This is a genomic window from Pedobacter sp. ASV12 (genome assembly GCF_016429155.1).
GTDB lineage: Bacteria > Bacteroidota > Bacteroidia > Sphingobacteriales > Sphingobacteriaceae > Pedobacter.
Map to the genome: position 1 here is coordinate 38,519 of NZ_JAELUC010000014.1, position 22,968 is coordinate 61,486.

Sequence of the window (22,968 nt, forward strand, 5' to 3'; positions counted from 1 at the left end):
AAAAAATCCATTTTGAAAGAATGAAGAATAAAATCGAAAGCTTACAGCATAAAATAAAAAGCGCCCATTTGGGCGGAGGCCAGGCGCGCATTGACAGTCAGCATCAAAAAGGCAAGCTCACTGCCCGCGAGCGCATCCATTTTCTGTTAGACGAAGGCAGCTTTGAAGAAATAGGCATGCTGGTAACCCACCGCAGCACCGATTTTGGCATGGAACAGGAAAAATACCTGGGCGACGGCGTAATTACCGGCTATGGCACGGTTAATGGCCGTTTAACTTATGTTTTTTCGCAAGATTTTACCGTTTTTGGAGGCTCGCTTTCCGAAACTCATGCAGAAAAGATCTGCAAAATCATGGAAATGGCCATGAAAAACGGCGCACCTATCATTGGTTTAAACGACAGTGGCGGTGCCCGTATACAAGAAGGCGTGGTTTCTTTGGGCGGTTATGCCGATATCTTTTACCGTAACGTCCAGGCTTCCGGAGTTATTCCGCAGCTTTCGGCCATTATGGGCCCCTGTGCCGGTGGCGCGGTATACTCGCCAGCCATTACCGATTTTATTTTAATGGTCGAAAATACTTCCTACATGTTTGTAACCGGCCCGAATGTGGTTAAAACCGTTACGCACGAAGAAGTAAGCGCTGAAGAATTGGGCGGCGCTACTACGCATGCCACCAAATCGGGTGTGACTCATTTTGCCTGCGCCAACGAGCTCGACGCCATTAGCCATGTCAAAAAACTGTTGAGCTACATGCCTCAAAACTGTGAAGAAAGGCCTACCAGTCTGGCCTACGAAACAGGTAACGAAAACAGGCCTGCATTAAACGAATTGTTGCCACAAAATGCTTCGCAACCTTATGATATCAGGGATGTGGTAGCCGAAGTAATAGACACCGATAGCTTTTTGGAAGTACACGCCGCTTATGCCGAAAACATTGTGGTGGGCTTTGCCCGCCTGGCAGGGCGCAGCATTGGCATTGTGGCCAACCAGCCCGCTTATTTGGCTGGGGTTTTAGACAACCATGCTTCGGTAAAGGCGGCCCGTTTTGTACGCTTCTGCGATTGCTTTAACATTCCGTTGCTTGTTTTTGAAGACGTACCTGGATTTTTGCCAGGAACAGACCAAGAATGGAACGGCATTATCAGCAATGGCGCCAAATTATTGTATGCCTTTAGCGAAGCTACCGTACCTAGAATTACGGTAATTACCCGCAAGGCCTATGGTGGCGCCTACGATGTAATGAACTCGAAACACATCGGCGCCGACATGAACTACGCTTGGCCAAGTGCCGAAATTGCGGTAATGGGTGCCAAAGGCGCGGCCGAGATCATTTTCAAAAGAGAAATCAGCAATGCCGAAAATCCACAGGAAAAATGGCTGGAGAAAGAAAAACTGTATTCGGAAATCTTTGCCAACCCTTACCGCGTGGCCGAACGTGGCTTTGTAGACGAGGTTATCGAACCTTCGCAAACCCGCATCAAGCTGATCAAGGCTTTTAAAATGCTCGAAAACAAAGTGGTAAACAATCCAAGAAAAAAACACGGCAATATACCTTTGTAAGGTAAAAAGGCAGGAGTAAAGGGGTGGAAGGCAGTACCAGCAACGATTTTTGAATCTGTTGTCTTCCATCCCCCAACTTTGATCTCCTTAGTCTTCCGCCTGCTACCCTCAACCTTAAATCTCTCTACCCATGTTGAAGCGAGCCGATATTTTATTGATGGCCTTTTGCACAGGCCTCATTGTAGCCAACATTTATTATTGCCAACCATTGGTGATCTTAATTGCACAAGATTTTGGCGTTAGTGAAACCATGGCAGGCAAAACCACCTACCTTACCCAGGCAGGCTATGCCCTCGGCCTTTTCTTGCTGGTGCCGTTGGGCGATATGTTCGAACGCAAAAAGCAGATCCTGGTTATTACCGGATTGGCTATTTTGGCACTTTTGCTGGCCGCTGCTTCCAAAAGCTTCTTTGTATTGGAAGTAGCCAGCTTTCTGATTGGCGCCTGCTCTATCGTACCCCAACTGATTTTGCCTTTAACTGCCAACTTAAGCGACGACAGCAACCGTGGGTACAATATTGGCATTGTAATGAGTGGCTTGCTGGTCGGTATTCTCGCCTCGCGGGCGGTAAGTGGCAGCATTGGCTTTTGGCTGGGCTGGCGTGCTGTTTATTACATGGCAGCCGGAATTTGCCTTTTGTTGATTGCCCTCATGGCCAAGCGGTTTCCCAAAAGCTTCCCCTCATTTAAAGGCAATTATGCACAGCTGATGGGCTCGATGTTCAGCTACATCAAATCGCAACCCGTGTTGCGCGAAACTTCGATCATTAACTTTTTGGCCTTTGCCATTATCAGTGGTTTTTGGACCGTAATGGTACTTTTTCTGGCCAATCCGCCCTATAATTACCAAACTTTGCAAATCGGCCTGTTTGGCATTGCAGGTGCAGCAGGTGCCTTGGCCGCCCCTTTGGTGGGCAAATTGAGTGATGGTGGTAATCCACGCCAGAACCTGATGAAAGGCTTTATCCTGCAATTGGTAAGCATAGCGCTGTTCTATTTCATCGGCACAGCCGTTATTCCTTTTATTATTGGCATTGTTTTGATCGATATTGGTCAGCAGGCTATCCATGTAACCAATCAAACCCGTATTTACACCCTCATTCCAGAGGCCCGAAACCGACTCAATACCATCTTCATGTCGGTAAGTTTTGTAGGCGCCAGTTGCGGTTCTGCTTTAGGTTTGCTATTTTGGGAACATGGGGGCTGGAATTTGTTCTGTTATGGAATGACGGCCATCGTAGTGGTTAATATCTTGATTTATCAGTTTTATAGCCGCAAAAAGTTCAATCCTTAACCTCAACAACCATTTATGCCATCTAGGTACATATTCATCCTTTTAACAATCATTTGCTTTAACATGGCCAAGGCTCAGGACACGGTTAGAACAGATCAGCCAACGGAAGTAAAATCGATGAACAAAATCAGTTTAAATCTGTTTGGCATAACCGCCGAAAGGGAGCAAAAAGTGGGTCGCATAACTACTGTTAATGGTGGCCTTGGTGTTTTTGGCACCTATGTGTATGGCACGGCCATCCATTACAATAGTGTAACCAACCAGATTACCTTCAAAAAATACAACGATTTTAAATTTTATCCGGTAGTATATGGTGGTATTAAGCACTACTATAATTTTAAGCAACGCATCAAGAAAGGGAAAAAGACTTCGAACAATGGCGCAAATTATGTAGGACTGGATGTGATGGGCGTATTCCCTACCCTTTTTGAAGATGATACCCTGCTTTCTTCGCAACTGAACATCGCTCCGCGATGGGGTTTTCAACGCAGGTTAGGCAACAAAGGAACTTTCGAATTTGGTATAGGTCCGGCAATGGCCTTCGCTCAAGGCAACACTTATTATGGTGCTACCGGCAAAATTGCCTTTAGTCTTTTACTATAATTGATGGAAGCAGTAGTAGAACAGCTATTTCCCTCGTTAACCTGGCGCATCAGGCATATCGCCATGTATCCAGACCAGCCTTACGATTTCGTAAAGCTGGAAAACGATTTTGAGGGCACCCATTTTGGCCTTTACTTGAACCACGAACTTACCGGAGTGGTTTCTCTATTTGTAGATGGCCACATTGGCCAGTTTCGAAAATTGGCTATTTTGCCCGAAGCACAGGGCCAGGGCCTAGGAAAACAACTGATGGAATACCTGATCGATTACTGCCAGGTGCAAAAACTGACCAAATTATGGTGCAACGCACGGGTAAATGCCAAAGAATTTTATCTTAAATTTGGCTTTGTAGCAACCGACAAAACCTATACCGCAGCCGGCTACGACTTTGTGGTGATGGAAAAGACATTATAGATTTAGATTTAACCGCTCAGAAAAATAGACTAATTAGATTTTAACGATCTACGCCAATCGTAATTCGTAAATCTAAACTTAAAAATAAGATTATGGCAAAGAAAAAAGACGAAGCTAGCCTGCCGAAAGCGCAGGAAAAAAAGAAAAAACATGTGCCTGTAGTGACTAAAAAATCGTTGCAGTTTTTTGAAAAATATATCAATAATGCCGCGCCCACCGGTTATGAGTGGAATGGACAGAAGCTCTGGCTGGAATATTTGAAACCGTATATCGACGAGCATTTCATCGACAATTATGGCACTGCCGTAGGCGTTATCAATCCTAAGGCCAGCTATAAAGTGGTTATCGAGGCCCATGCCGACGAAATTTCGTGGTACGTAAACTATATCACCAGCGATGGTTTGATTTATGTGATCCGCAACGGAGGTTCTGACCATCAGATTGCTCCTTCCAAACGTGTGAACATCCACACCGAAAAAGGCTATGTAAAAGCGGTATTCGGCTGGCCAGCCATCCACACCCGCCATGGCGAAAAAGAACAGGCTCCAGAACTTAAGAATATCTTTTTAGATTGCGGCTGTACCAGCAAAGAAGAAGTTGAAGCCTTGGGCGTGCATGTAGGCTGCGTAATTACCTACGAAGACGAGTTCATGGTATTGAACGACCGTTATTATGTGGGTCGTGCGCTGGATAACCGTGCTGGTGGCTTTATGATTGCCGAAGTAGCCCGTTTGCTCAAAGAAAACAAGAAAAAACTGCCTTTTGGTTTGTACATCGTCAACTCGGTACAGGAAGAGATTGGCCTGCGTGGCGCCGAAATGATTGCCCAGCGCATTAAGCCAAATGTGGCTATCGTAACCGATGTAACCCACGATACCACTACCCCAATGATCAGCAAGATTACCCAAGGCGATTTGGCCTGTGGCAAAGGTCCGGTGGTTTCTTATGCCCCTGCGGTACAAACCAACCTGAACAAATTATTAATTAAAACTGCCGAGAAGAACGAAATTCCATTCCAGCGTCAGGCTTCATCGCGCTCAACCGGAACCGATACCGATGCCTTCGCCTATTCTAACGGCGGCGTACCTTCGGCCTTGATTTCGTTGCCTTTGCGCTACATGCACACCACCGTAGAAATGGTGCACAAAGAAGATGTTGACAATGTAATCAGTTTGATTTACGAAAGTTTATTGAACATCAAAGCCGATCAGGATTTTAGGGAATTTAAGTAAGGTAGAAGGCTGGAAGACGGGAGGTTTAAGGTTAGCTGATTAGTGCAACCTGAAAACTGCCAAGCTCAAACTCAATAAAGCCCGAGGAATTATTTCTCGGGTTTTTTAATAGCCAATGTTTTGCGCTTAATTAATCGGCAGGCTGTAAAAAGTTCATATATTTTACATTATTTTGCGCAACAAAATCGTTTTAATCAGTAAATCAACTGCTTAACACTTGCTTTGCTCCGCTACAAAGCTTATTTTTGAAGTTCAACACCATTAAACCAAACTTGTCAAGTCGTATACATATCAACTCGTTCGAAGAATTGTTTAGAAACAACTATGCAAAGCTATGCCACTTTGCCTTCCAGTTTCTGAAAGACGAGGATGTGGCTAAAGACATTGTACAAGAAACCTTTACCACTTTTTGGGACAGCCAGCAAAGCCTGCAGGTAGAGCCGAATGCCATCAGCTCCTTTCTGTATGCTTCGGTTAGAAATGCATGTTTAAACAAACTGCGCAGGCTAAAGCTAGAAAACGGCTACTTGAACAATCAGGAAGCCGATCCGTTTGAAGAAGCCATTGGCCTCAATTCGATGATCCGATCTGAAGTGATTGCCGAATTGCACAAAGCCATTACAACCCTCCCCAAAAACTGCCAGCTCATTTTCCGTATGGGCTATTTAGAAGGATTGAAAAATCCGCAGATTGCTGCCGAACTCGGAATCAGCATCAACACGGTAAAAACCCAGAAAAAACGTGGCCTCGAGCTGATTAAAATGCGTGTAAACCCCGATTTCTTGGCTTTAGCGCTGATTTTATTGGCCCATCAACAATAATTTTCAAAAAAAGTTCATTTTCTTTTCACCCGCTTTTGCTTTTCAGGTTTCTTACCTAAGAATATGAAAACGCAAAAAGACCCCGAACTCATTGGCAAACTGATGACCAAGTTCCTCAAAAACGAACTTTCTGAACAAGAAAGCAAGGATTTTGAGCTTTGGCTAGCCAGCGACCCTAAAAATATAACGCTTTTAGAATCTTTCCGCGATACGCCCAGCGTACAAGAAGAACTCAACTATTTCAACGCGATAGATACGGATAAAGATTGGGCCATGCTTTCCAATAAACTGAACTTGAAGCCATCGCCTAAGCTAAGCTGGATTAAAATCGTAAGTTACGGCGCCGCGGCTATGCTTCTCCTGGTGGCAGGAATTGGTCTTTATCGATATACGGCTAGTCAAAGCGCAAAAACGCCTGTGCTCGCTTTACAAACCGACACCTACGATATTAAACCCGGAGGCCTGAAAGCCCAGTTCATTGCAGCCGATGGCTCATCAACGGTTCTTAATGGCAAAACAGCTCAGGAAACAGATGCCAACCTCGGCACCAAAGAAGGTTTTTTATGGGTAAAAAATACCGGCCGACAAAAAAACGGCTATAACCAATTAAAAACCCCAAAGGCCGGCGAATACAAGATGATACTGCCCGATGGCACCAAAGTATTTCTCAATTCGGCCTCTAGCCTCAGGTTTTCGAACAATTTTAACAAAGGCGACAGGCGTGTAGAACTTGATGGAGAAGCCTACTTTGAGGTAGCCCACAACCAAGACCTGCCCTTTGTGGTCAAATTCAACAAAACCGAAGTGGAGGTGCTCGGAACGCACTTCAACATTTCGGCCTACAGCGAAGAAACCACCAAAACAACCTTGTTGGAAGGAGCCATCAAAATCAGGACGGAAAAAGACCAGGGCATCCTTAAGCCTGGCGACGAAGCCAATGTGGCCAATGGCGTGCTGAACGTACAAAAAGCAGATACTTATAAGTCGATAGCCTGGAAAGAAGGCATGTTCTATTTCCATGAAGACGGCATTACCGAAATATTAGACCAGATTGCCCGCTGGTACGATGTTAAAATAGAATACAAGGGTACCCCAGGCACCAAAAAATATAGCGGCGATATCCGCAGGGAAGCAAGCCTCAACCAGGTACTGCAAATGCTGAACGCGGTGAGCGGTGCCCAATTTGACCTTAAAGACCGAACTGTAACTGTAAATTTTTAACCAACAAACCCTTAAACAACACTATGCCATAAACACAAACAACAAACTATTACAGAAGAGGCACAAAAAAGCCGGGAACACCGCCATGTTCCCGGCCCAACTTGTGTTTGTTCTTTCGACAAATTATTGAAATAAACCGATTTAAAAACTACACAAACAAAAATATGAAACATTTCCTTCTCGGCAAGTATCCGAGAAAGTATAAACTATTGAATAGAACCACACTATTAGTTATGAAGTTAACTATTTTCTTGTTGATCGCTGGTTGTTTGGGTGTACATGCATCGAGCTTTGCCCAAAAAATAACCTTGTCTGTACGCAATGCAGGCATAGAAAGCGTATGCACCGATATTAAAAAGCAAAGTGGTTTTTCCTTTTTGTATGATGCAACCGTATTAAAAAAATCTGGTACGGTAAGCCTCGAGCTCAAAGAAGCAACGATTGAAAGTGCCCTGAAACAGATGACCGCCGGCAAGGCGCTCGATTATCGCATTATCGATAAAACGGTGATCATTACCGAGGCTAAGCCCTTAGTGCAGCGCGACGATATCACCGTTAAGGGCGTGGTGCGATCAAAAGAAGACCCAGGAACACCCAATATGCCTTTGCCTGGCGCCGTAATTGCCATTAAAGGCACCAAAAAGGCCGTGGTTGCCGATGCCGATGGCAATTACACCATCAAGACACCAGCCGATGCCATTTTGGTGTTCACCCTGATCGGCTATGGCACCAAGGAAATTCCCGTAAACGGCCAAACCTCAATTGATGTAGTGTTACTACAAACTGCCAGCGAATTGCAAGAGGTAATCATTACTGCTTACGGCACTTCCGAGAAAAAGGAGAACCAGATTGGCAGTGCTGCGCAGGTAACCAGCAAAGACCTGGTTCGCAAGCCATCAAACCGGGTAGACGCTTTATTGGAGGGTTTGGTAGCTGGTTTTCAATACGAGCAACAAGGCGCATCGCTTAGCAGTGCGCGCCCAAGGTTCCAAAGTCGCATCCGTGGCGAGGCTTCGTTCAGCGCCTCTAACGACCCACTTTGGGTTATTGACGGCATCCCTTACAACACGGGCGATGAAACCAACATGATTCCGGGTACGCAGACTAGCATCAGTCCACTGACATTTCTCAATCCCAACGACATCGAGTCGATCACGGTACTTAAAGATGCTACCGCCACTTCAATTTATGGCGCAAACGGCTCTAATGGGGTAATCCTCATCACCACCAAGAAAGGAAAATCGGGTAAATTGGCAGTCGACTATAGCTTCAGAACCGGCATCAATGTATTGACCAACAACCGCTTCCATGTATTGAATGCCGACCAATACCGTGAGCTATACCGCGAATCTTATTTAAACAATACGGCCTTAGATCCAAGCAAAATGCCTGATTTAGGCACCGGAGGTATCGATTGGTACAATACTTTTTTTCGCAACGGCGTTAACATGCAACACGATCTTTCGATTGCTGGAGGCACCGAAAAAACCAGGTATTATGTTTCGGCAGGCTATTTCAACGAAAAGCCGATCATGATTGCCAACGAAACGCAAAGGTTCTCAACCAGGGCCAATATCGACCAGAAAGTGAATAAATCAATCGACCTTTTCTTGAGAGTAGGCGCTTCTTACAACGTCAACAACCTATTTTCGCCGGGCGACACCTATTTTGTAAACAGGCCGATTGACGGCATTTATAATCCTGACGGTTCTTTTGTACTAAAGCCTTACAACACCTATGCAGAAGCCAAACTGAATGACGACAGGCAACGTACCGTAGCAGTAACCGGCAGCATTGGTGGCACGGCCAGGATTTTGCCTTGGCTTACTTTTACCAGTACCAATGGTATTGATTATGGCAAAACCAGAGAAAACATCTATGGCTCGATGTATACTTTTAGCGAGCGTGGCGAAGGCATGGCCTACAAGGGCAACAGCAAAAACTTTAACTGGGACAGCCAGCAACGCCTCAACTTCGATAAACGATTTAACCGCCATGCCATCTCTGCCCTATTGGGTGCCGAAGCCAGGAGCGAAGACCGCAACTCGTTCTCTGTTACAGGCTATGGCTTCCCTGATGACCAGGTGAGAAACGTAGATTACGCTACCCGAACCACTTCGCTTCCATCCGGAGCCGAAAAAACTGGGGTATCTTATTACGGACAAGCAAGATATACCTTTGACAACAGGTATAGTGTTTTGGGCAGTTTCCGTAGAGATGCCAACTCCGACTTTGGTTCTGACGTGAAATGGGCAACCTTCAACTCGGTAGGTGCTTCGTATACCATCAGCAACGAAAAATTCTGGCACATTAAGCCTATCGATTTTGCCAAGCTTAAAATCAGTTACGGCACCAACGGCAACTCGAGGATCGGGGCCTACAAATCGAAAGGAATTTACAGCTTTACCAATACCACTGCTTATAATGGCCAGGAAGGTGCCATTATGACTTCGGGCGAAAACCCAGTGCTTTCGTGGGAAACTACCTACCTCATTAATGGGGGCTTGAGTTTGGGCTTGTTCAAGCGCATCTCGATGGAAATCGAGTTTTACCGCAATACCACCAAAGGTATCTTGGATGCGGTTGACGTAACCCGCACAACCGGCTTTACCCGGATTTTGCAAAACGTAGGCTCGGTGAGAAACAGTGGTGTTGAGTTGACCTTGAATACACAAAACATCATTAAGGACAACTTTCAATGGACCACTTCTTTCAACATTGCTCACAACAACAATAAGATCTTAAAACTCTACAACGGCAATGACAAGGTGCTTGACCTGACCATGAGGCGTGAAGGCGAGGATGCCAATGCATTTTACCTGATCCGTTGGGCGGGTGTAGACCCACGCGATGGCGGCCCGCTTTGGTACGATAGAAACGGCAACATTACCAAGGTTTTCGACCTGAACAACCGTGTAATTGTAGGTTCTAGTACGCCTGATTTTTATGGTGGTATGACTAACCATTTCCAGTACAAGGATTTTACGCTGTCGGCACTGCTTATTTACAATGTGGGCGGCTACGCTTTTAGCGACTTGCAACGCGATGCCGAATCGGATGGCAGAAATCTGGCCGACGACAACCAGTCGACCAACCTGCTCGACCGCTGGAGAGAACCTGGCGACCTGAGCAACATTCCAAAATCCGTGCTGTACGAGAATGCGAATAACGGCCGTAACTCTACCCGTTTCCTGCATAAAAAAACAAGCTTGCGCCTGCAAAACATCAGCTTGAATTATGGCCTTCCCAAAAAATGGCTCAGCAAGATCAAGCTGCAAAGGGCCAATGTTTATTTCCAGGCAGACAACGTAGGTTTTTGGACACCTTATGCAACGCCATCGAACAGAAACGATTACAAAAATTCATTTAATGCCTACCCGCAGCCTTTGACCCTGTCATTTGGTTTAACTGTTGGCTTATAAGATTTTAAGATACTGAAATGAAAAGAAACACCTATATTTTAACCTTATTGGCCATAGCCTGTATCGCTTTGGCTTCCTGCAAAAAGTTTCTGGAGAAAGAGCCTATCGGAAAAACCGGAAAAATCACCTTGTTCGAAACCGTGGAAGGGGCCAACAAAGCCATGAGCGGGGTCTACAATTTGATGCTTTCCTATTACAAAACCTCGTTTGGCCTGTATGCCGATATCGCTTCAGACAATGTTATTCGCGGTACCAAGGCGAATGTACTGCTCCCTCAGTTCAATTTTCAGAGCGTAGCCAGCGACGATGCCTTGGCTGTTGGCGATCTTTGGCTCAATGGCTACGGAGCCATCAACAACATCAACAACATCATCAATGCCATTCCCGAACTGAAGTCTAAATTTCCGTCACAAACCAAAACACTCGATTCGATTTATGGTCAAAGTTTGGCTTTAAGAGCCTTGTGCCACCTGAACCTGAGCCTGGTTTATGCGCAGCCTTACAACTATACTTCAGATGCCTCTCATTTAGGCATTCCGGTAGTACTTAAAACCCCAAATCCTGGCGAGGCCGTGGCACGCAAAACCATGAAGGAAACCTATGCGCAGATTATTACTGACCTGAGCAATGCCCTGCCGCTGCTGCAGCAACATACCAACCATACCACACAGGCGGCGATGAGTTACCAGGCTGCACTGGCCCTATTATCGAGAGTATACCTGTACAAGGGCGATTGGGAACAAAGCATTGCCTATGCCAACCTGGTGATTAACGACACCAACTACAAACTGGCCAGCAACAGCGAATATTTCTCGGTATTTAACACCTACCCAGCCGATAATGCCGCTACCAAGCTCGAAAGCATTTTTCTGCTCAGCAACAAAGGCCTTACGTCTAATGGTTCGAGCATTTACACCGTTTACTCGGATGCTGTTGGCGCCCAATACAATACGGCAGCCAAGCTGACCAATTTCTTCGACGGCGACGACATCAGGTTGACCAAAATGTTTACCATTCCGATTTCGGGCGATAATGCCGGCAAATCGGTGACCAAAAAATATGGCGATGGCACCGTAACTTCTATCACTCCGCAGGTAATCCAAGTCATCAGGCTGTCGGAAGTTTATTTGAACCGTGCCGAGGCCAAATGGCAATTGCAACGCTATGCCGAGGCTGCCGAAGACCTGCGTATCATTTCGCAAAGGGCGCACCCAAGCCGTACCATTACCATTACCTACAGCTCTAACGACGACTTGTACAAACAGATTGCCAACGAACGCAACCGGGAGCTTTGTTTTGAAAACCACCGCTTCTTTGACCTGGCCCGCCGCAAGGAGAACCTGCAACGCGGTGCCGACTGCAATGCCAATACCTGCAGCTTCAACTATCCTAACAGCAGGTATGTTTTACCTATCCCTGCCAAGGAAATAGACGCCAACAAATCGATTATTCAAAACCCTGCCTATACCAATTAGTCATGAAAAGAAAAACAACATCCTTTGCCGCAATGCTCTGCTTGGTTTTTTTAATGCTGAGTTCGGCTTGCAAAAAAGAAACCACGCCATACAACCATCCATTTTTTCACATCATGGTCGATAACCAAAGTGCCGTAGATGTACTTTCGAACCGTAAAGACGTGGTGAACTACAATGTTTACCTCAGTGCAGAACTCCAATTCGAACCCATCGACGTAACCTACGAAATTACGGTAGGCAATGGCTTGCAGGAAGGCCGCGATTTCGAATTCGTGACCAAAGGCAACAAGCTCACTTTTCCACAGGGGATTTTTGAGCGTCCGATTACCATTCAATGGAAAGATTCGCCGGTTGATGCCACCAAAGACAACCGTATCATCATTAAGTTAATCAGCAATACTAAAAACTATACCATGGGCCTACCCGGTCCAGACCAGTTACAAAGACAATTGGTAATCACTAAAAAATAAGAAAGAACAGATGACTAAGCAAATGAATTTTAAAGGATTACTAAGCCTATTGCTGCTATTTGCAACGGGTATTGCCTATGCACAGCCCTTGAAGCAGAATCCGAACCTCGTGACCGGAAAACTGCCCAATGGCTTCACCTATTACATCTACAAAAACGACAAGGCAAAAGGCAATTCGGTGCTCAGGCTTTTTGTAAATGCCGGTTCGCTGCAAGAGGAAAACGACCAGCAGGGATTGGCCCATTTTATAGAGCACATGGCCTTTAACGGCACCAAGCACTACTCGAAAAATGATGTAATCGAATTTTTGGAATCAAAAGGTGTAAAATTTGGCGCCGATTTGAATGCCCATACCAGTTTCGACGAAACCGTGTACAAAATTAGCATCAATACCGACGACGAAAAGAACCTGGAAAAATCCATAGACATTATGGGCGATTGGGCCTTTGGCGTTACTTTCGACAAGAATGAAATTGACAAGGAACGGGGCGTGGTGATTGAAGAATGGCGCAGCAAGCAAGGTGCCGACAACCGTTTACGTGAACAATACCTGCCCGTGCTCTTCAACAAATCGCGCTATGCCGAGCGCCTGCCTATTGGCAAGGTCGACATCTTGAAAACCTTCCCGCGCCAGCGTATTGTCGACTTTTATGAAAAATGGTACCGGCCCGATTTGATGTCTATTGCCGTGGTAACCGATATAGACCCTAAAAAGGTAGAGCACTATATCAAAACCGAGTTTAGCCAGTACAAGGCCAAAAGCAAGGCACCGAGGCTGTACTATGAGCTTCCGGCACACCAAGACACCTTGTTTTCTATCCTTACCGATAAGGAAGCCTCTTCCATCGATTTGAGCTTTTTCAATAAGATCAGCTCGTTTAAAGGCATCCAAACCGAAGCCGACTACAAGAACCAATTGATCCGTTCCTTCTTCAATGCCTTGGTCAAAAACCGCTTCAGCAGGATCTCTCAGTTGCAAAACGACTTTAAGGAAGGCAGTTTTTCGGTAAGCAACCTGGTTCTGAAAAACGGTATCGTATCTGGTGGGGTTTCGCTATTCCACGACCAGATTAACGAGGGAATTGCCAAATACCTAACCGAAGTCCAAAGAATTACGCGCTACGGTTTTACCGCCGACGAAGTGAAAAAGATGAGGGACGAATACATCGCCACCATTAAACGAACCATGGCCACCGAAGACAAAACGGAATCAGAGACTTATGTAAACGAAATCCACGATGTTTTTTACAACGGTACTACCATGCTGGCCAAAGCCGAAAGAAACCGTTTGGCCCTGAAATATGCGCCACAAATCGACTCCTTGGCTATCATCAGCTTTTTGAAAAGCGTAAGTCAAAAAGGAAACACGGTAGTTTTGTTGACCGCACCCGAAAAAGATGCCAAAAACCTGCCAACCGTAGCCCAGCTAAAAACCATGTTGGCCAAAGCTGCCAGTCAAAAGGTAGCACCTTGGAAAGACAGCATCACCATACCCAAAACCTTGTTGGCACAAGAGCCAAAGCCAGGAAAAGTGGTTAAGGAAGAAAAAATAGATGCCATTGGCGTAACCAAATGGACCTTATCAAACGGAACTACGGTATACCTTAAAACCACCGACGAAAAGAAAAACTACATTTCGCTTTCGGGCTTCAGGGCAGGTGGAATCTATGCTTTGGATTCGACACAATTTGTAACTTCGCAATTTGTAAAAGCAGTTACCGGCCTCAGTGGTGCGGGCGAGTTTAGCAGAAGAGCGCTGACGGAGTTCTTGGCGGGCAATTCGGCTTCTTCAACCTTGATCTTATCGACCACCCGCGAAGGCGTAGTAAGCAGTGCCGACTGGAAAGATGCCAAAACCATGTTTCAGCTCATGTACCTGAAATGGGTATATCCAAATGCTGATTCGCTGACTTTTGAGCAGGCCAAGCGCCAAACTATCGAAAGGCTCGACAACAACAAGCTCTCGCCCACTTACGACTACAACAAAGCCATTGCCGAGTTGTTGAAGGGCGATGATGATTATGCTTCAGACGTTTCTGCAGAACGTATCAACAAAGAGCTCCGCTTTAAAGATATCCTGCCGATTTTCAAGAGCCGTTTCGGTTCGGCCAAAGATTTTCAGTTTGTCATGGTGGGCGGCTTTAGCCTCGATAGCATCAAACCTTTGATCGAGCAGTACATTGGTGGTCTTCCGGCGGGCAGTTACAACAAAAAATTCGAGTACAAAGGTCCTGTTGGTGGTGATACCGCCAAAGACATCCTGGTGTATGCAGGTAAAGCTCCCAAAAGCACCGTTAACCTGTTTTACCAAAGCAACAAAGTTAATTACGATTACCCGGAAATTTTGGTGCAAACGCTGCTGCAGGAAGTGCTTAAAGTGAAATTGCGCCTCAACCTGCGCGAAGAAAATTCTGGCGTTTATGGCGTTGGCGTTTCCATTTCCTCAACAAGTATCCCTTCGCCGCTGATCAGGTCGCGCATTTCGTTTAGCTGTGCACCAGAAATGGCCGATTTCCTGATTAAGCAGGCACAGTTGGAGGTTAAAAAGGTGGCCGATGATCCGAATTACTTCCTGAGCGATTTGGTCAACATCAAAGTACAACAGCTTGACAGCTATAAAAAACAGGCAGGCAAAAACCTGTTCTGGAGCTCGTCGCTAAGAAACCAGTTCTATTTCGGCTTTAAAGACTACAGCTTCTTTAACGATTATGAAAAAATGATCAACAGCATTACACCGGCCATGATATCGGCCTATGCCAAAAAATATATGATAGAAACCCCAGGTATCAAGGCCGTATTGATGCCGGAAAACTTTAAGAAACTAAATTAACAGACATGAAAAATATAAAGCAAATCACCTGGTTGCTCTTGTTGGCAATCGTTGGCCTGGCAGGGGCCTGTAAAAAAGACCCTGTAATGTACAACAAGGGATTTACCTCTTTTAAATTCTTGGTTAAGGATGCATTGGGTGTCGAAAAGCAATATGTAGGCACCATTGCTGATGCCGAAATTGTGGTAGAACTGCCTACAGAAGTTGATGTAACTAACCTCAAGGCAAGCTTTACCTTAGATAATGCCCGTACCATTGTACAGGTAGGCAAAATGGTACAGGAAAATGGCGTAAGTGCCAACGATTTTACCCAACCAATTACCTATACCGTAAAAGCGGAAGACAAAAGCACCCGCAGCTACAGTGTTCGCGTAACCAAAAAATCGGCCATTAAGTCTTTTGGCTTTTACATGGACGACAACCCAGGCTTAATTCAAAACTATGTGGGTGTAATCAGGGGCATGGCTATTGAAGTGGGGTTGCCAGAAACCGTAAACCTCACTACGCTTGTAGCCCGTTTCGAAACGACAACAGGCGCCACTTTAAAAGTTGGTGCCGTGGTACAGGAAAGCAAAAAAACAGTCAACGATTTTACCACTCCGGTAATTTATCAGTTTAGCGATGCCAATTTTCCTACGCCGATCAACTTTACCGTTTCTACGTATTTTCTTGGTCGCCAGTGGAGCCTGGTTGGCGATAACCTCACGGGCTTGGTAACCGCATCGGGTATCAGGATGGCCATTCATCCATTCAGCAACAACCCTTACTTTATTTACCAACGTACTGGTAAAGACGAGAGCGGAATAGCCATTCCAACCGACAACAGGAAAGTAGCCGTAATTGGCTACAATGGCACTGCTTGGAGTAATTTGGGTAACACTACCGGTATTTCCGACTTCAGGGCCGATGTACCGGGCATCGCCTTTAACAGTGAGGGAACGCTCTATGTTGGCTACAAGGATTATCTCAACAGCGATAATAAAGCAACCGTACTTAAATATAATGGTACGGCGTGGTCTGTAGTGGGCACAAGCCGATTCTCGCCCGTAAAGGTCGATTACCTATCGCTGGCTATTGCCAAAAACGATATGCCAATGGTTTCGATGGCCAAAAACGGAACAGACAACAGTGGCATTCCGGCAAGGGGCTTGTATGTAGCTGGCTTCAATGGCTCAAGCTGGAATGCTATGACCCCACCAGGCGGAATAGTTGTTTTCTATGACCAAATTATCAAGGGCTTAGATGGCAACATCTATGTGGGCGTTATGGACAGGACAACAGGTTCGAACAAGCCATCGCTTTTCAAATACGAGAACAATGCCTGGGCACCAGTTGGACCAACCTCATTCACGGCGCCCGATGGATTAGTCGGCTTCCAAGGTGTCAGCATCGCAGTTGACAAGAACAGTAATGCCTATCTCGCTTATCAGGTTGCACCGTCATCAGGCCGATTAAACCACGTAATGAAGTACAACAAAGAAGCCAATACATGGCAAGAACTGGGCAATGCAGTTTCTAGCGGTGGCGAAAAAGACAAATTTGCCTTATGCGTAGATGCAGATGGCACCTTGTATTTTGCCTATGCCAATGCTTCTTCGCTTCTGGTCAAAACCTTCAACAAGAACACCAACAACTGGAATACCGAAAGAAAGGTAATCAGCGAAAAAGTAAACGAATTCGACATGCAGGTTGCAAGCGATGGAACTGTTTACCTTGTAGCCAGCATTACCAGCGACAACAGGACAGTTGTTTACAAATATGCCAAATAGTAAATAGGTTAGTAGCTATCTGGTTAAAACCCATCTCGAAACATTTCGGATGGGTTTTTTAATTTTAGGTGCAGCATAAACAAAGAAAAGTTTATATTTTTCATCGCCTGAGGTAGCTAGACTTGCCTAAACAAGAATGATGGACTACAAGAAAGAACTGCCGAATATCTACTGATTCCTCCCCTGTTCTTCAGCCGAACCCGAATTCCGTTTACGCACCTCCACTTTCGAATTGCCAAAACGATAATTAAAGCTCAGCTTAAAACTTCGGCTATCGTAACGGCTCGCATAATCGCTTTGGTAGTTTCCATAATCGGCTATGCCTTTTTGGATCGAGCTAAAAAAGATATCGTTCGCGCTCAACGCCAAGGTAGCTTTGTTTTTCCATAAGCTCTTGCCAATTCCAGCGCCTACCGTATAAAAAGGCAGGTTAACTTGGTTGCCATAAGTAACTTTGGTACTTCCATAAAAATTCAAATCGGCATACCATTGGCTTGACAGTTTAAAATGACTGTTCATGTTGGCTGTAGCAGCCCATTGCTTAACTTCTACCATTTGATTTTGATAATCGAACCGGTAGCTATTTAAAGAAGAACCCATGCTTACGTTAAAGTCCCAAACCTTGAAAAACTGACGGGCATAGGTAACATACAGCGCGGTATTGTTATTGGTATGCAGGTTAGCTTTCAGGTTGGTGGTAATTTTGGTTTGGTTATCAACCACCTGCAAGTCTTTGATGACATTGTTTACAAAGCTGTACGACAAAGCAAACGAAAGTCCGTTTTTAAGGTTAAGCCCAAGCCGCCATTGATCCGAAAAAGAAGGATTGAGGTAAGGATTGCCCCGCGATACCGAATAAGCATTCCGGTAAATGGCAAATGGATTGAGGTAGCTGTAGCTTGGTCTGCCGATACGGCGTGCATACGACAATGAAAAGCTTTGTTGGCCAAGCTTATAGCCCAAAATCACATTGGGAAATAGGTTAAGGTAACTCCGTTTCACCAAACTATCCAAAGTAAGCGAGTGGCCGTTGGTAAAAGTCTGTTCGGCACGCAGGCCCACCTGCGCGGTAAACTTGCCCCAGGTTTGCCGCGTACTGGCATAAGCGGCCAGCAACGTCTCGCGGTAGCGGAAATCATTGCTGCCCAAATCTGCAAAAGAGCCGTTGCCCGTACGATACCGCGAGCTGAATTCATTGTCTAAGTCTACATAACTAGCTTTAGTGCCCAATTCTAAACTACCTTTGTAGAGTTGCCGACTGTAATCGGCCTTATAGCTATAGATGCCCGACCAAGTTTGGCCATCCTGCAAAAAGAGCTGATCGGGTGCCAGGGCCTGTCCGCTGGGCAACTGCAGCAAAAGATCTAAATGGTTATCGGTGTTCAGTTTAAACAAACCTACATCCAAGTCCATGCTTAGCTCCTGTCTTTTGGCCGAATCCAACAGCTTTTTGTAGTTTAGGTTAAAGTTAATGCCCTTGTTCAGCCGGCTGTTATCGGCATGGTTCAGCCGCAACGAATCAGCCCTATTGCCATGCAATTGCTGTATGCGCGTTTCGGTTGTCAGTTCAGGATTATATGCACCGCTATTGGCCGTAACCAATATGCCGACTACATCGTTTTTATTCAAGAAATGATCCCAGCCCAATCTCAAATTATGGCCAAACCATGGTGTCCGATACACTTCCTTATCGCGCAACTCGGTACCAATTTCGTTTAGATAAGTATTGCGGTCTATCTGTTGCGATTGCCGGCCAAACGAATAGCTGTAGCTGCCATAGAGGAAATCGTTTTTTTGCCTCACATTAAAGCCAAACAACGCGCTATTGCCATTCCAATATTTCCAGCCATGGCCGGTTGCCAAACCCAAATTCAAATCGTAGCCAGGCTTGGTCCGCTTGAGTGTTTTGATATTGATGATTGGTCCGCCACCTTGCGCATCATATTTTGCCGAGGGCATAGGGATAAGTTCTATTTTGCCGATGTTGGCCGGGCTGGTAGCCAACAACAACTGGATGAGCTCCTGTCCGCCAAGCCTTGTTAATCTTCCATCGAGCATTACCTCTACGCTCTTGCCCTCGAGTTTGAGTTCCGTTTCGTTGAGGAGGACCACGCCAGGCAACTTTTTCAGGATCTCTATCGTATTGCTTCCGGCTTTCAAGTTGCCGTCAACATGAATAACCGTACGGTCAAACTGCTGTTCTACAAAAGGCCTATTGCCGTTAACGGCCACTGCTTGCAGCTGCTGGGCTTGTTCTTTCAGGTTGATAAGCAGATGGGTGCCCGATACGGCCTTGGTTGTGTAGGCCATATAGCCCAAATACGAAACCACCACATAGGCAGGTTGCTTGGGCAGGCTAAGCGAAAATTCGCCTTTGCTGTTGGTCAGGAGGCGCTGCAGCTGCCTGTTGCTGTTTTCTTCGTACAGGTTAACTGTTGCCCCTACTAAAACGAGGCTGTCTTTACCGGTTACTTTTCCGGTTAAAATGCCCTGCTGTGCCCATAGCATGCCGGGAAAAAGCCATAAGGCTAATAAAAATTGTTTCATTTGTTGATTTGATTGGTTGCCCTAAAGTAGTAGGCAGTATCTGGAAAAAAGTATCAAATCCTCCATTGGGTAGTTTTGTTCTGCAAAAGCCAGCATTTCAACCGCAAAGCTTTTGCAGAGGCAAAGGACACTTTCGCAGACGAAAACACGACAATCACAGATTTGGGTATCAAACATCGAAGCAAAGCGCTTACCTTTAGCTATGAAATTCAAATGGCTATGGCTCTTTTTGGGCTTTTTCCTTTTCTATAACTTTCAGGAAATCGCCTGGGCCATTGGCAATTATGTTGGCAGCGGCATGCCTATTTTCAAATTTATTTTTGGTGCAAGAGCCATTTCCTATCCCTTTTACTTTCTCACCTGGCTGGCTTGTACCACCTTTGCCTATGCTGTTTTTTTCTTTTTCTTTTATCAAAAGCAACAGAAAGTACGCGCTGTCATCGTGTTTTTGGCGGTGGCTATTCCGCTGATGATCTGTTTTCGCTACCTGATGCAGGAAGTTATCTATTTCGAACTTACCGGCAAGCATAACTACAGCGCCAATATGCGTACCCCTATTCGTTATTTTTTAGACAACATCTTTTTCACCATTTATTACAGCGCCTTCGGCATCGTATTTTTCTTTATCCAGTTTTCGGCCTACAACCAGAAAAAACAGGGTGAACTGTTGCTGCAGAACCGGCAGGCAGAACTTTCTTTTCTGCGTTCGCAGATCAATCCCCATTTTCTGTTCAACAGCCTTAACAATGTATATACGCTCGTTTATCAGGGCTCTGACAAAGCCTTGGATTCCATCAGCAAGCTTTCCGAACTCCTGCGTTACATGCTTTACGAAAAAGAAGAGTGGGTGCCCCTGCTTAAGGAAGTGCAGTACCTGCGTAATTTCATCGACCTGCAACTGATGCGCTATGACTTTAAGCCTGCCTATGAGTTAAAAATAAATGTCCCTTTTAACTGTGCCTTTAAAATAGCCCCTTTAACGCTCATCCCGTTTGTTGAAAATGCCTTTAAACACGGCGACCTGAAGGATGTGGCTATGCCTTTGCAAATCGAGTTGGAACTGGTGGACCAGATGCTTAATTTGAAGGTCAGCAACAAAAAAGGTAACTTTAACAAAGACGAAACCGGAGGCATTGGCCTAGCCAATGTCAAAAAACGCCTGGAACTGACCTATGCAAACCACCAAACTTTGCACATTGCTGATTCGGACACCCAGTATACCATAGCGCTACAGATGAAACTACATGAATAATTTGGATAAAACGATTAACTGTCTGGTAGTTGACGATGAACCCCTGGCCTTGGCCCTGCTGAGCGACTACATTGACAAAACGCCCGGTTTAAACTTAGTTAGCGCAACTTCCGATCCCTTAACCGCACTCGCATTGGCTAAAAACGGAACCGTAGACCTCGTTTTTTTAGATATGCAGCTGCCGGAGCTGTCGGGCATGCAGTTTATGAAAATCCTCCAAAAAAAGAGTATGGTTATCGTTACTACGGCCTATGGCGAATATGCCCTCGAAAGTTACGACCATCACGTGGTCGACTACCTCTTAAAACCCATTACTTTCGAGCGTTTTTGGCTGGCCATAGAAAAAGCGCAGGAACGGTTCAACGCCTTGGCTAATCCAAGTTTGGCCACAAATGCTGCACCACCGGTCAACCAGTTTATTTTTGTCAAAACCGATTATCGATTGGTTAAGGTAGGGCTCAACGACATCTACTACCTCGAAGGTGCCCGTGATTATGTGGTTATCCATACCCTTACCGAGCAACTGCTTACCTTGCAGAGTATGAAATCGCTGGAAGAGCAATTGCCAGCCGAGCAGTTTATGCGCATCCACAAATCCTATGTCATTTCGCTCGATAAGATCAGCTTCATCGAACGTGGCCGTGTAGCCATCAACAACCAGCTTATTCCGGTAAGCGATACGTACAAGGACCGTTTATTGGAAAAATTAAAGCTTTCGAAGTAACTTTTTGATGAGCCAAGCTGAGCAGTAGATTTTCTGCCATGCATGACGCGCAAGGACGCCTCTTTTTGCACCTTCAACTGAAACCTGCCAACTGTTAATTGTTCACTGTAAACTGTTAATTGTAAACCGAAATCTCTAAATTTACCGCGCTAAAAAGCACCAATAACCATGAAAAACATCCAAGTCATCGCATTTGATGCCGACGATACCCTTTGGGTTAACGAGCCTTATTTTAGAGAAGCCGAAGACAAATTTTGTGCCCTGCTGCAAGATTACCTGCCCATGCACAGCACGGCTTCAGCACTATTTCAGGTAGAAATCAGAAACCTGTCGTTATACGGCTATGGCATTAAGGGCTTTATGCTCTCGATGATTGAAACCATTGCCGTGGTAACCGAAAATACCGCCAGCATAGCCGTGGTCAACAAAGCCATCGAATTGGGCAAAGAACTGCTGAACAAGCCTGTTGAGCTGTTAGAGGGGGTTGAAGAGGTTTTGCAAAGTTTAAAAGGCGAATACCGCTTGGTAGTGGCTACCAAAGGCGATTTGTTGGATCAGGAGAGAAAGTTACAAAAATCAGGTTTGGAAAAATATTTCCATCATATCGAAATCATGAGCGATAAAAAGGAAAAAGACTACCTCAAGCTCCTGAAACACCTCGACTGCCAGCCGAGCGATTTCCTAATGATCGGTAATTCACTTAAATCTGATATTTTACCCGTGCTACAACTTGACGGTTATGCCGTACATGTGCCTTATCACATAACTTGGGAGCATGAGAAAGTTGAAAATATGATAGCGCACGACAATTTTACTTCAGCCGAAACCATTACCGATGTATTAAGCCTCTTAAAAAAATGAAACAACTTCTAGATCTAGAAAATTGGCCAAGAAAAGATCATTTCAATTTTTTTAACCGTTTTGAAGAACCTTTTTTTGGAGTAGTAGTGGAAATCGACTGTACCATTGCATACGATAAATGCAAAAAAGAAGGGATGGGATTCTTCCTTTATTATTTACACCAAGCGATGGTAGCTGCTCATGCTGTAGAAAATTTTAGGCTAAGGATTGAAGATGGCCAGATTTACATTTATGATCAGGTGAATGCTTCAGCAGTTATCAATCGCCCCGACGGCACTTTTGGCTTTTCTTATATCGATTACGCCCCTGATTTCGAAGTTTTTCAAGCAGGAGCAAAAAAAGAAATTACCAGAGTTCAAAACTCAACAGGTTTGGTACCTGCGGGTTCCGGAGATAATGTAATCCACATTTCGGCCTGTCTCTTATACACATCTGACGCTGCCGACGAACCACGACATGTGTGGGTGTGGG

Annotated in this window: 17 protein-coding genes; 16 read left to right on the forward strand and 1 reads right to left on the reverse strand. The window is 45.3% G+C overall.

Annotated elements, in window-relative coordinates; all coding sequences use genetic code 11:
* The first annotated feature begins 20 nt into the window (after nt 1–20).
* The 12 genes from JHD69_RS05945 (at nt 21) to JHD69_RS06000 (ending at nt 17,113) form a co-directional block, all read left to right on the forward strand.
* Nucleotides 21–1,562 (forward strand): acyl-CoA carboxylase subunit beta, encoded by a 1,542-nt coding sequence (locus JHD69_RS05945; RefSeq protein WP_199138303.1) that lies wholly within the window; start codon nt 21–23, stop codon nt 1,560–1,562.
* Between the two features lie 130 nt (nt 1,563–1,692).
* Nucleotides 1,693–2,856 carry an MFS transporter gene (locus JHD69_RS05950; RefSeq protein ID WP_233165737.1) on the forward strand — a complete coding sequence of 388 codons (1,164 nt, stop codon included), beginning with the start codon at nt 1,693–1,695 and terminating at the stop codon, nt 2,854–2,856.
* Nucleotides 2,857–2,919: 63 nt separating this feature from the next.
* Nucleotides 2,920–3,459: a hypothetical protein gene (locus JHD69_RS05955; RefSeq protein ID WP_199138305.1), complete on the forward strand. Its 540-nt coding sequence runs from the start codon at nt 2,920–2,922 to the stop codon at nt 3,457–3,459.
* 3 nt (nt 3,460–3,462) lie between these two features.
* Nucleotides 3,463–3,873: a GNAT family N-acetyltransferase gene (locus tag JHD69_RS05960; protein WP_199138307.1), complete on the forward strand. Its 411-nt coding sequence runs from the start codon at nt 3,463–3,465 to the stop codon at nt 3,871–3,873.
* A 92-nt stretch (nt 3,874–3,965) separates the two neighbouring features.
* The gene (locus JHD69_RS05965) at nt 3,966–5,105 is read left to right on the forward strand and encodes a M42 family metallopeptidase (RefSeq protein ID WP_199138309.1); all 1,140 of its coding nucleotides are present in this window, start codon (nt 3,966–3,968) and stop codon (nt 5,103–5,105) included.
* A 272-nt stretch (nt 5,106–5,377) separates the two neighbouring features.
* A complete protein-coding gene (locus JHD69_RS05970) occupies nt 5,378–5,926 on the forward strand; it encodes an RNA polymerase sigma-70 factor (protein WP_199138310.1) in 549 nt (182 codons plus the stop codon).
* A 63-nt stretch (nt 5,927–5,989) separates the two neighbouring features.
* Nucleotides 5,990–7,147: a FecR family protein gene (locus JHD69_RS05975; RefSeq protein ID WP_199138311.1), complete on the forward strand. Its 1,158-nt coding sequence runs from the start codon at nt 5,990–5,992 to the stop codon at nt 7,145–7,147.
* A gap of 233 nt (nt 7,148–7,380) precedes the next feature.
* Nucleotides 7,381–10,569, forward strand: coding sequence for a SusC/RagA family TonB-linked outer membrane protein (locus JHD69_RS05980; protein ID WP_199138312.1), 3,189 nt, complete (start codon nt 7,381–7,383; stop codon nt 10,567–10,569).
* A 17-nt stretch (nt 10,570–10,586) separates the two neighbouring features.
* A complete protein-coding gene (locus JHD69_RS05985; RefSeq protein ID WP_199138313.1) occupies nt 10,587–12,044 on the forward strand; it encodes a RagB/SusD family nutrient uptake outer membrane protein in 1,458 nt (485 codons plus the stop codon).
* A gap of 2 nt (nt 12,045–12,046) precedes the next feature.
* The gene (locus tag JHD69_RS05990) at nt 12,047–12,514 is read left to right on the forward strand and encodes a hypothetical protein (protein ID WP_199138314.1); all 468 of its coding nucleotides are present in this window, start codon (nt 12,047–12,049) and stop codon (nt 12,512–12,514) included.
* Between the two features lie 10 nt (nt 12,515–12,524).
* Nucleotides 12,525–15,344: a M16 family metallopeptidase gene (locus tag JHD69_RS05995; RefSeq protein WP_233165738.1), complete on the forward strand. Its 2,820-nt coding sequence runs from the start codon at nt 12,525–12,527 to the stop codon at nt 15,342–15,344.
* 5 nt (nt 15,345–15,349) lie between these two features.
* Nucleotides 15,350–17,113 carry a hypothetical protein gene (locus JHD69_RS06000; protein ID WP_199138315.1) on the forward strand — a complete coding sequence of 588 codons (1,764 nt, stop codon included), beginning with the start codon at nt 15,350–15,352 and terminating at the stop codon, nt 17,111–17,113.
* 168 nt (nt 17,114–17,281) lie between these two features.
* On the opposite strand, the gene JHD69_RS06005 is transcribed toward JHD69_RS06000, so the two are convergent.
* Nucleotides 17,282–19,660 (reverse strand): outer membrane beta-barrel family protein, encoded by a 2,379-nt coding sequence (locus JHD69_RS06005; RefSeq protein ID WP_199138317.1) that lies wholly within the window; start codon nt 19,658–19,660, stop codon nt 17,282–17,284.
* Nucleotides 19,661–19,862: 202 nt separating this feature from the next.
* Between JHD69_RS06005 and JHD69_RS06010 the strand changes: the two genes are divergently transcribed.
* From JHD69_RS06010 to JHD69_RS06025, 4 genes are all read left to right on the forward strand, one after another.
* A complete protein-coding gene (locus tag JHD69_RS06010; RefSeq protein WP_199138319.1) occupies nt 19,863–20,912 on the forward strand; it encodes a sensor histidine kinase in 1,050 nt (349 codons plus the stop codon).
* A 1-nt stretch (nt 20,913) separates the two neighbouring features.
* Nucleotides 20,914–21,636: a LytR/AlgR family response regulator transcription factor gene (locus JHD69_RS06015; RefSeq protein WP_233165739.1), complete on the forward strand. Its 723-nt coding sequence runs from the start codon at nt 20,914–20,916 to the stop codon at nt 21,634–21,636.
* Nucleotides 21,637–21,804: 168 nt separating this feature from the next.
* A complete protein-coding gene (locus tag JHD69_RS06020) occupies nt 21,805–22,497 on the forward strand; it encodes an HAD family hydrolase (protein ID WP_199138323.1) in 693 nt (230 codons plus the stop codon).
* Nucleotides 22,494–22,968: CatA-like O-acetyltransferase (locus tag JHD69_RS06025; protein WP_199138325.1), on the forward strand; the 475-nt coding region annotated here is incomplete at its 3' end. The genes JHD69_RS06020 and JHD69_RS06025, both read left to right, overlap by 4 nt.

Excerpts from the sequence above, each read along its gene's own strand:
- JHD69_RS05945 (WP_199138303.1), top strand. The coding sequence starts at position 21 with ATGAAGAATAAAATCGAAAGCTTACAGCATAAAATAAAAAGCGCCCAT.
- JHD69_RS05950 (WP_233165737.1), top strand. The coding sequence starts at position 1,693 with ATGTTGAAGCGAGCCGATATTTTATTGATGGCCTTTTGCACAGGCCTC.
- JHD69_RS05955 (WP_199138305.1), top strand. The coding sequence starts at position 2,920 with ATGGCCAAGGCTCAGGACACGGTTAGAACAGATCAGCCAACGGAAGTA.
- JHD69_RS05960 (WP_199138307.1), top strand. The coding sequence starts at position 3,463 with ATGGAAGCAGTAGTAGAACAGCTATTTCCCTCGTTAACCTGGCGCATC.
- JHD69_RS05965 (WP_199138309.1), top strand. The coding sequence starts at position 3,966 with ATGGCAAAGAAAAAAGACGAAGCTAGCCTGCCGAAAGCGCAGGAAAAA.
- JHD69_RS05975 (WP_199138311.1), top strand. The coding sequence starts at position 5,990 with ATGAAAACGCAAAAAGACCCCGAACTCATTGGCAAACTGATGACCAAG.
- JHD69_RS05980 (WP_199138312.1), top strand. The coding sequence starts at position 7,381 with ATGAAGTTAACTATTTTCTTGTTGATCGCTGGTTGTTTGGGTGTACAT.
- JHD69_RS05985 (WP_199138313.1), top strand. The coding sequence starts at position 10,587 with ATGAAAAGAAACACCTATATTTTAACCTTATTGGCCATAGCCTGTATC.
- JHD69_RS05990 (WP_199138314.1), top strand. The coding sequence starts at position 12,047 with ATGAAAAGAAAAACAACATCCTTTGCCGCAATGCTCTGCTTGGTTTTT.
- JHD69_RS05995 (WP_233165738.1), top strand. The coding sequence starts at position 12,525 with ATGACTAAGCAAATGAATTTTAAAGGATTACTAAGCCTATTGCTGCTA.
- JHD69_RS06000 (WP_199138315.1), top strand. The coding sequence starts at position 15,350 with ATGAAAAATATAAAGCAAATCACCTGGTTGCTCTTGTTGGCAATCGTT.
- JHD69_RS06005 (WP_199138317.1), bottom strand. The coding sequence starts at position 19,660 with ATGAAACAATTTTTATTAGCCTTATGGCTTTTTCCCGGCATGCTATGG.
- JHD69_RS06010 (WP_199138319.1), top strand. The coding sequence starts at position 19,863 with ATGAAATTCAAATGGCTATGGCTCTTTTTGGGCTTTTTCCTTTTCTAT.
- JHD69_RS06020 (WP_199138323.1), top strand. The coding sequence starts at position 21,805 with ATGAAAAACATCCAAGTCATCGCATTTGATGCCGACGATACCCTTTGG.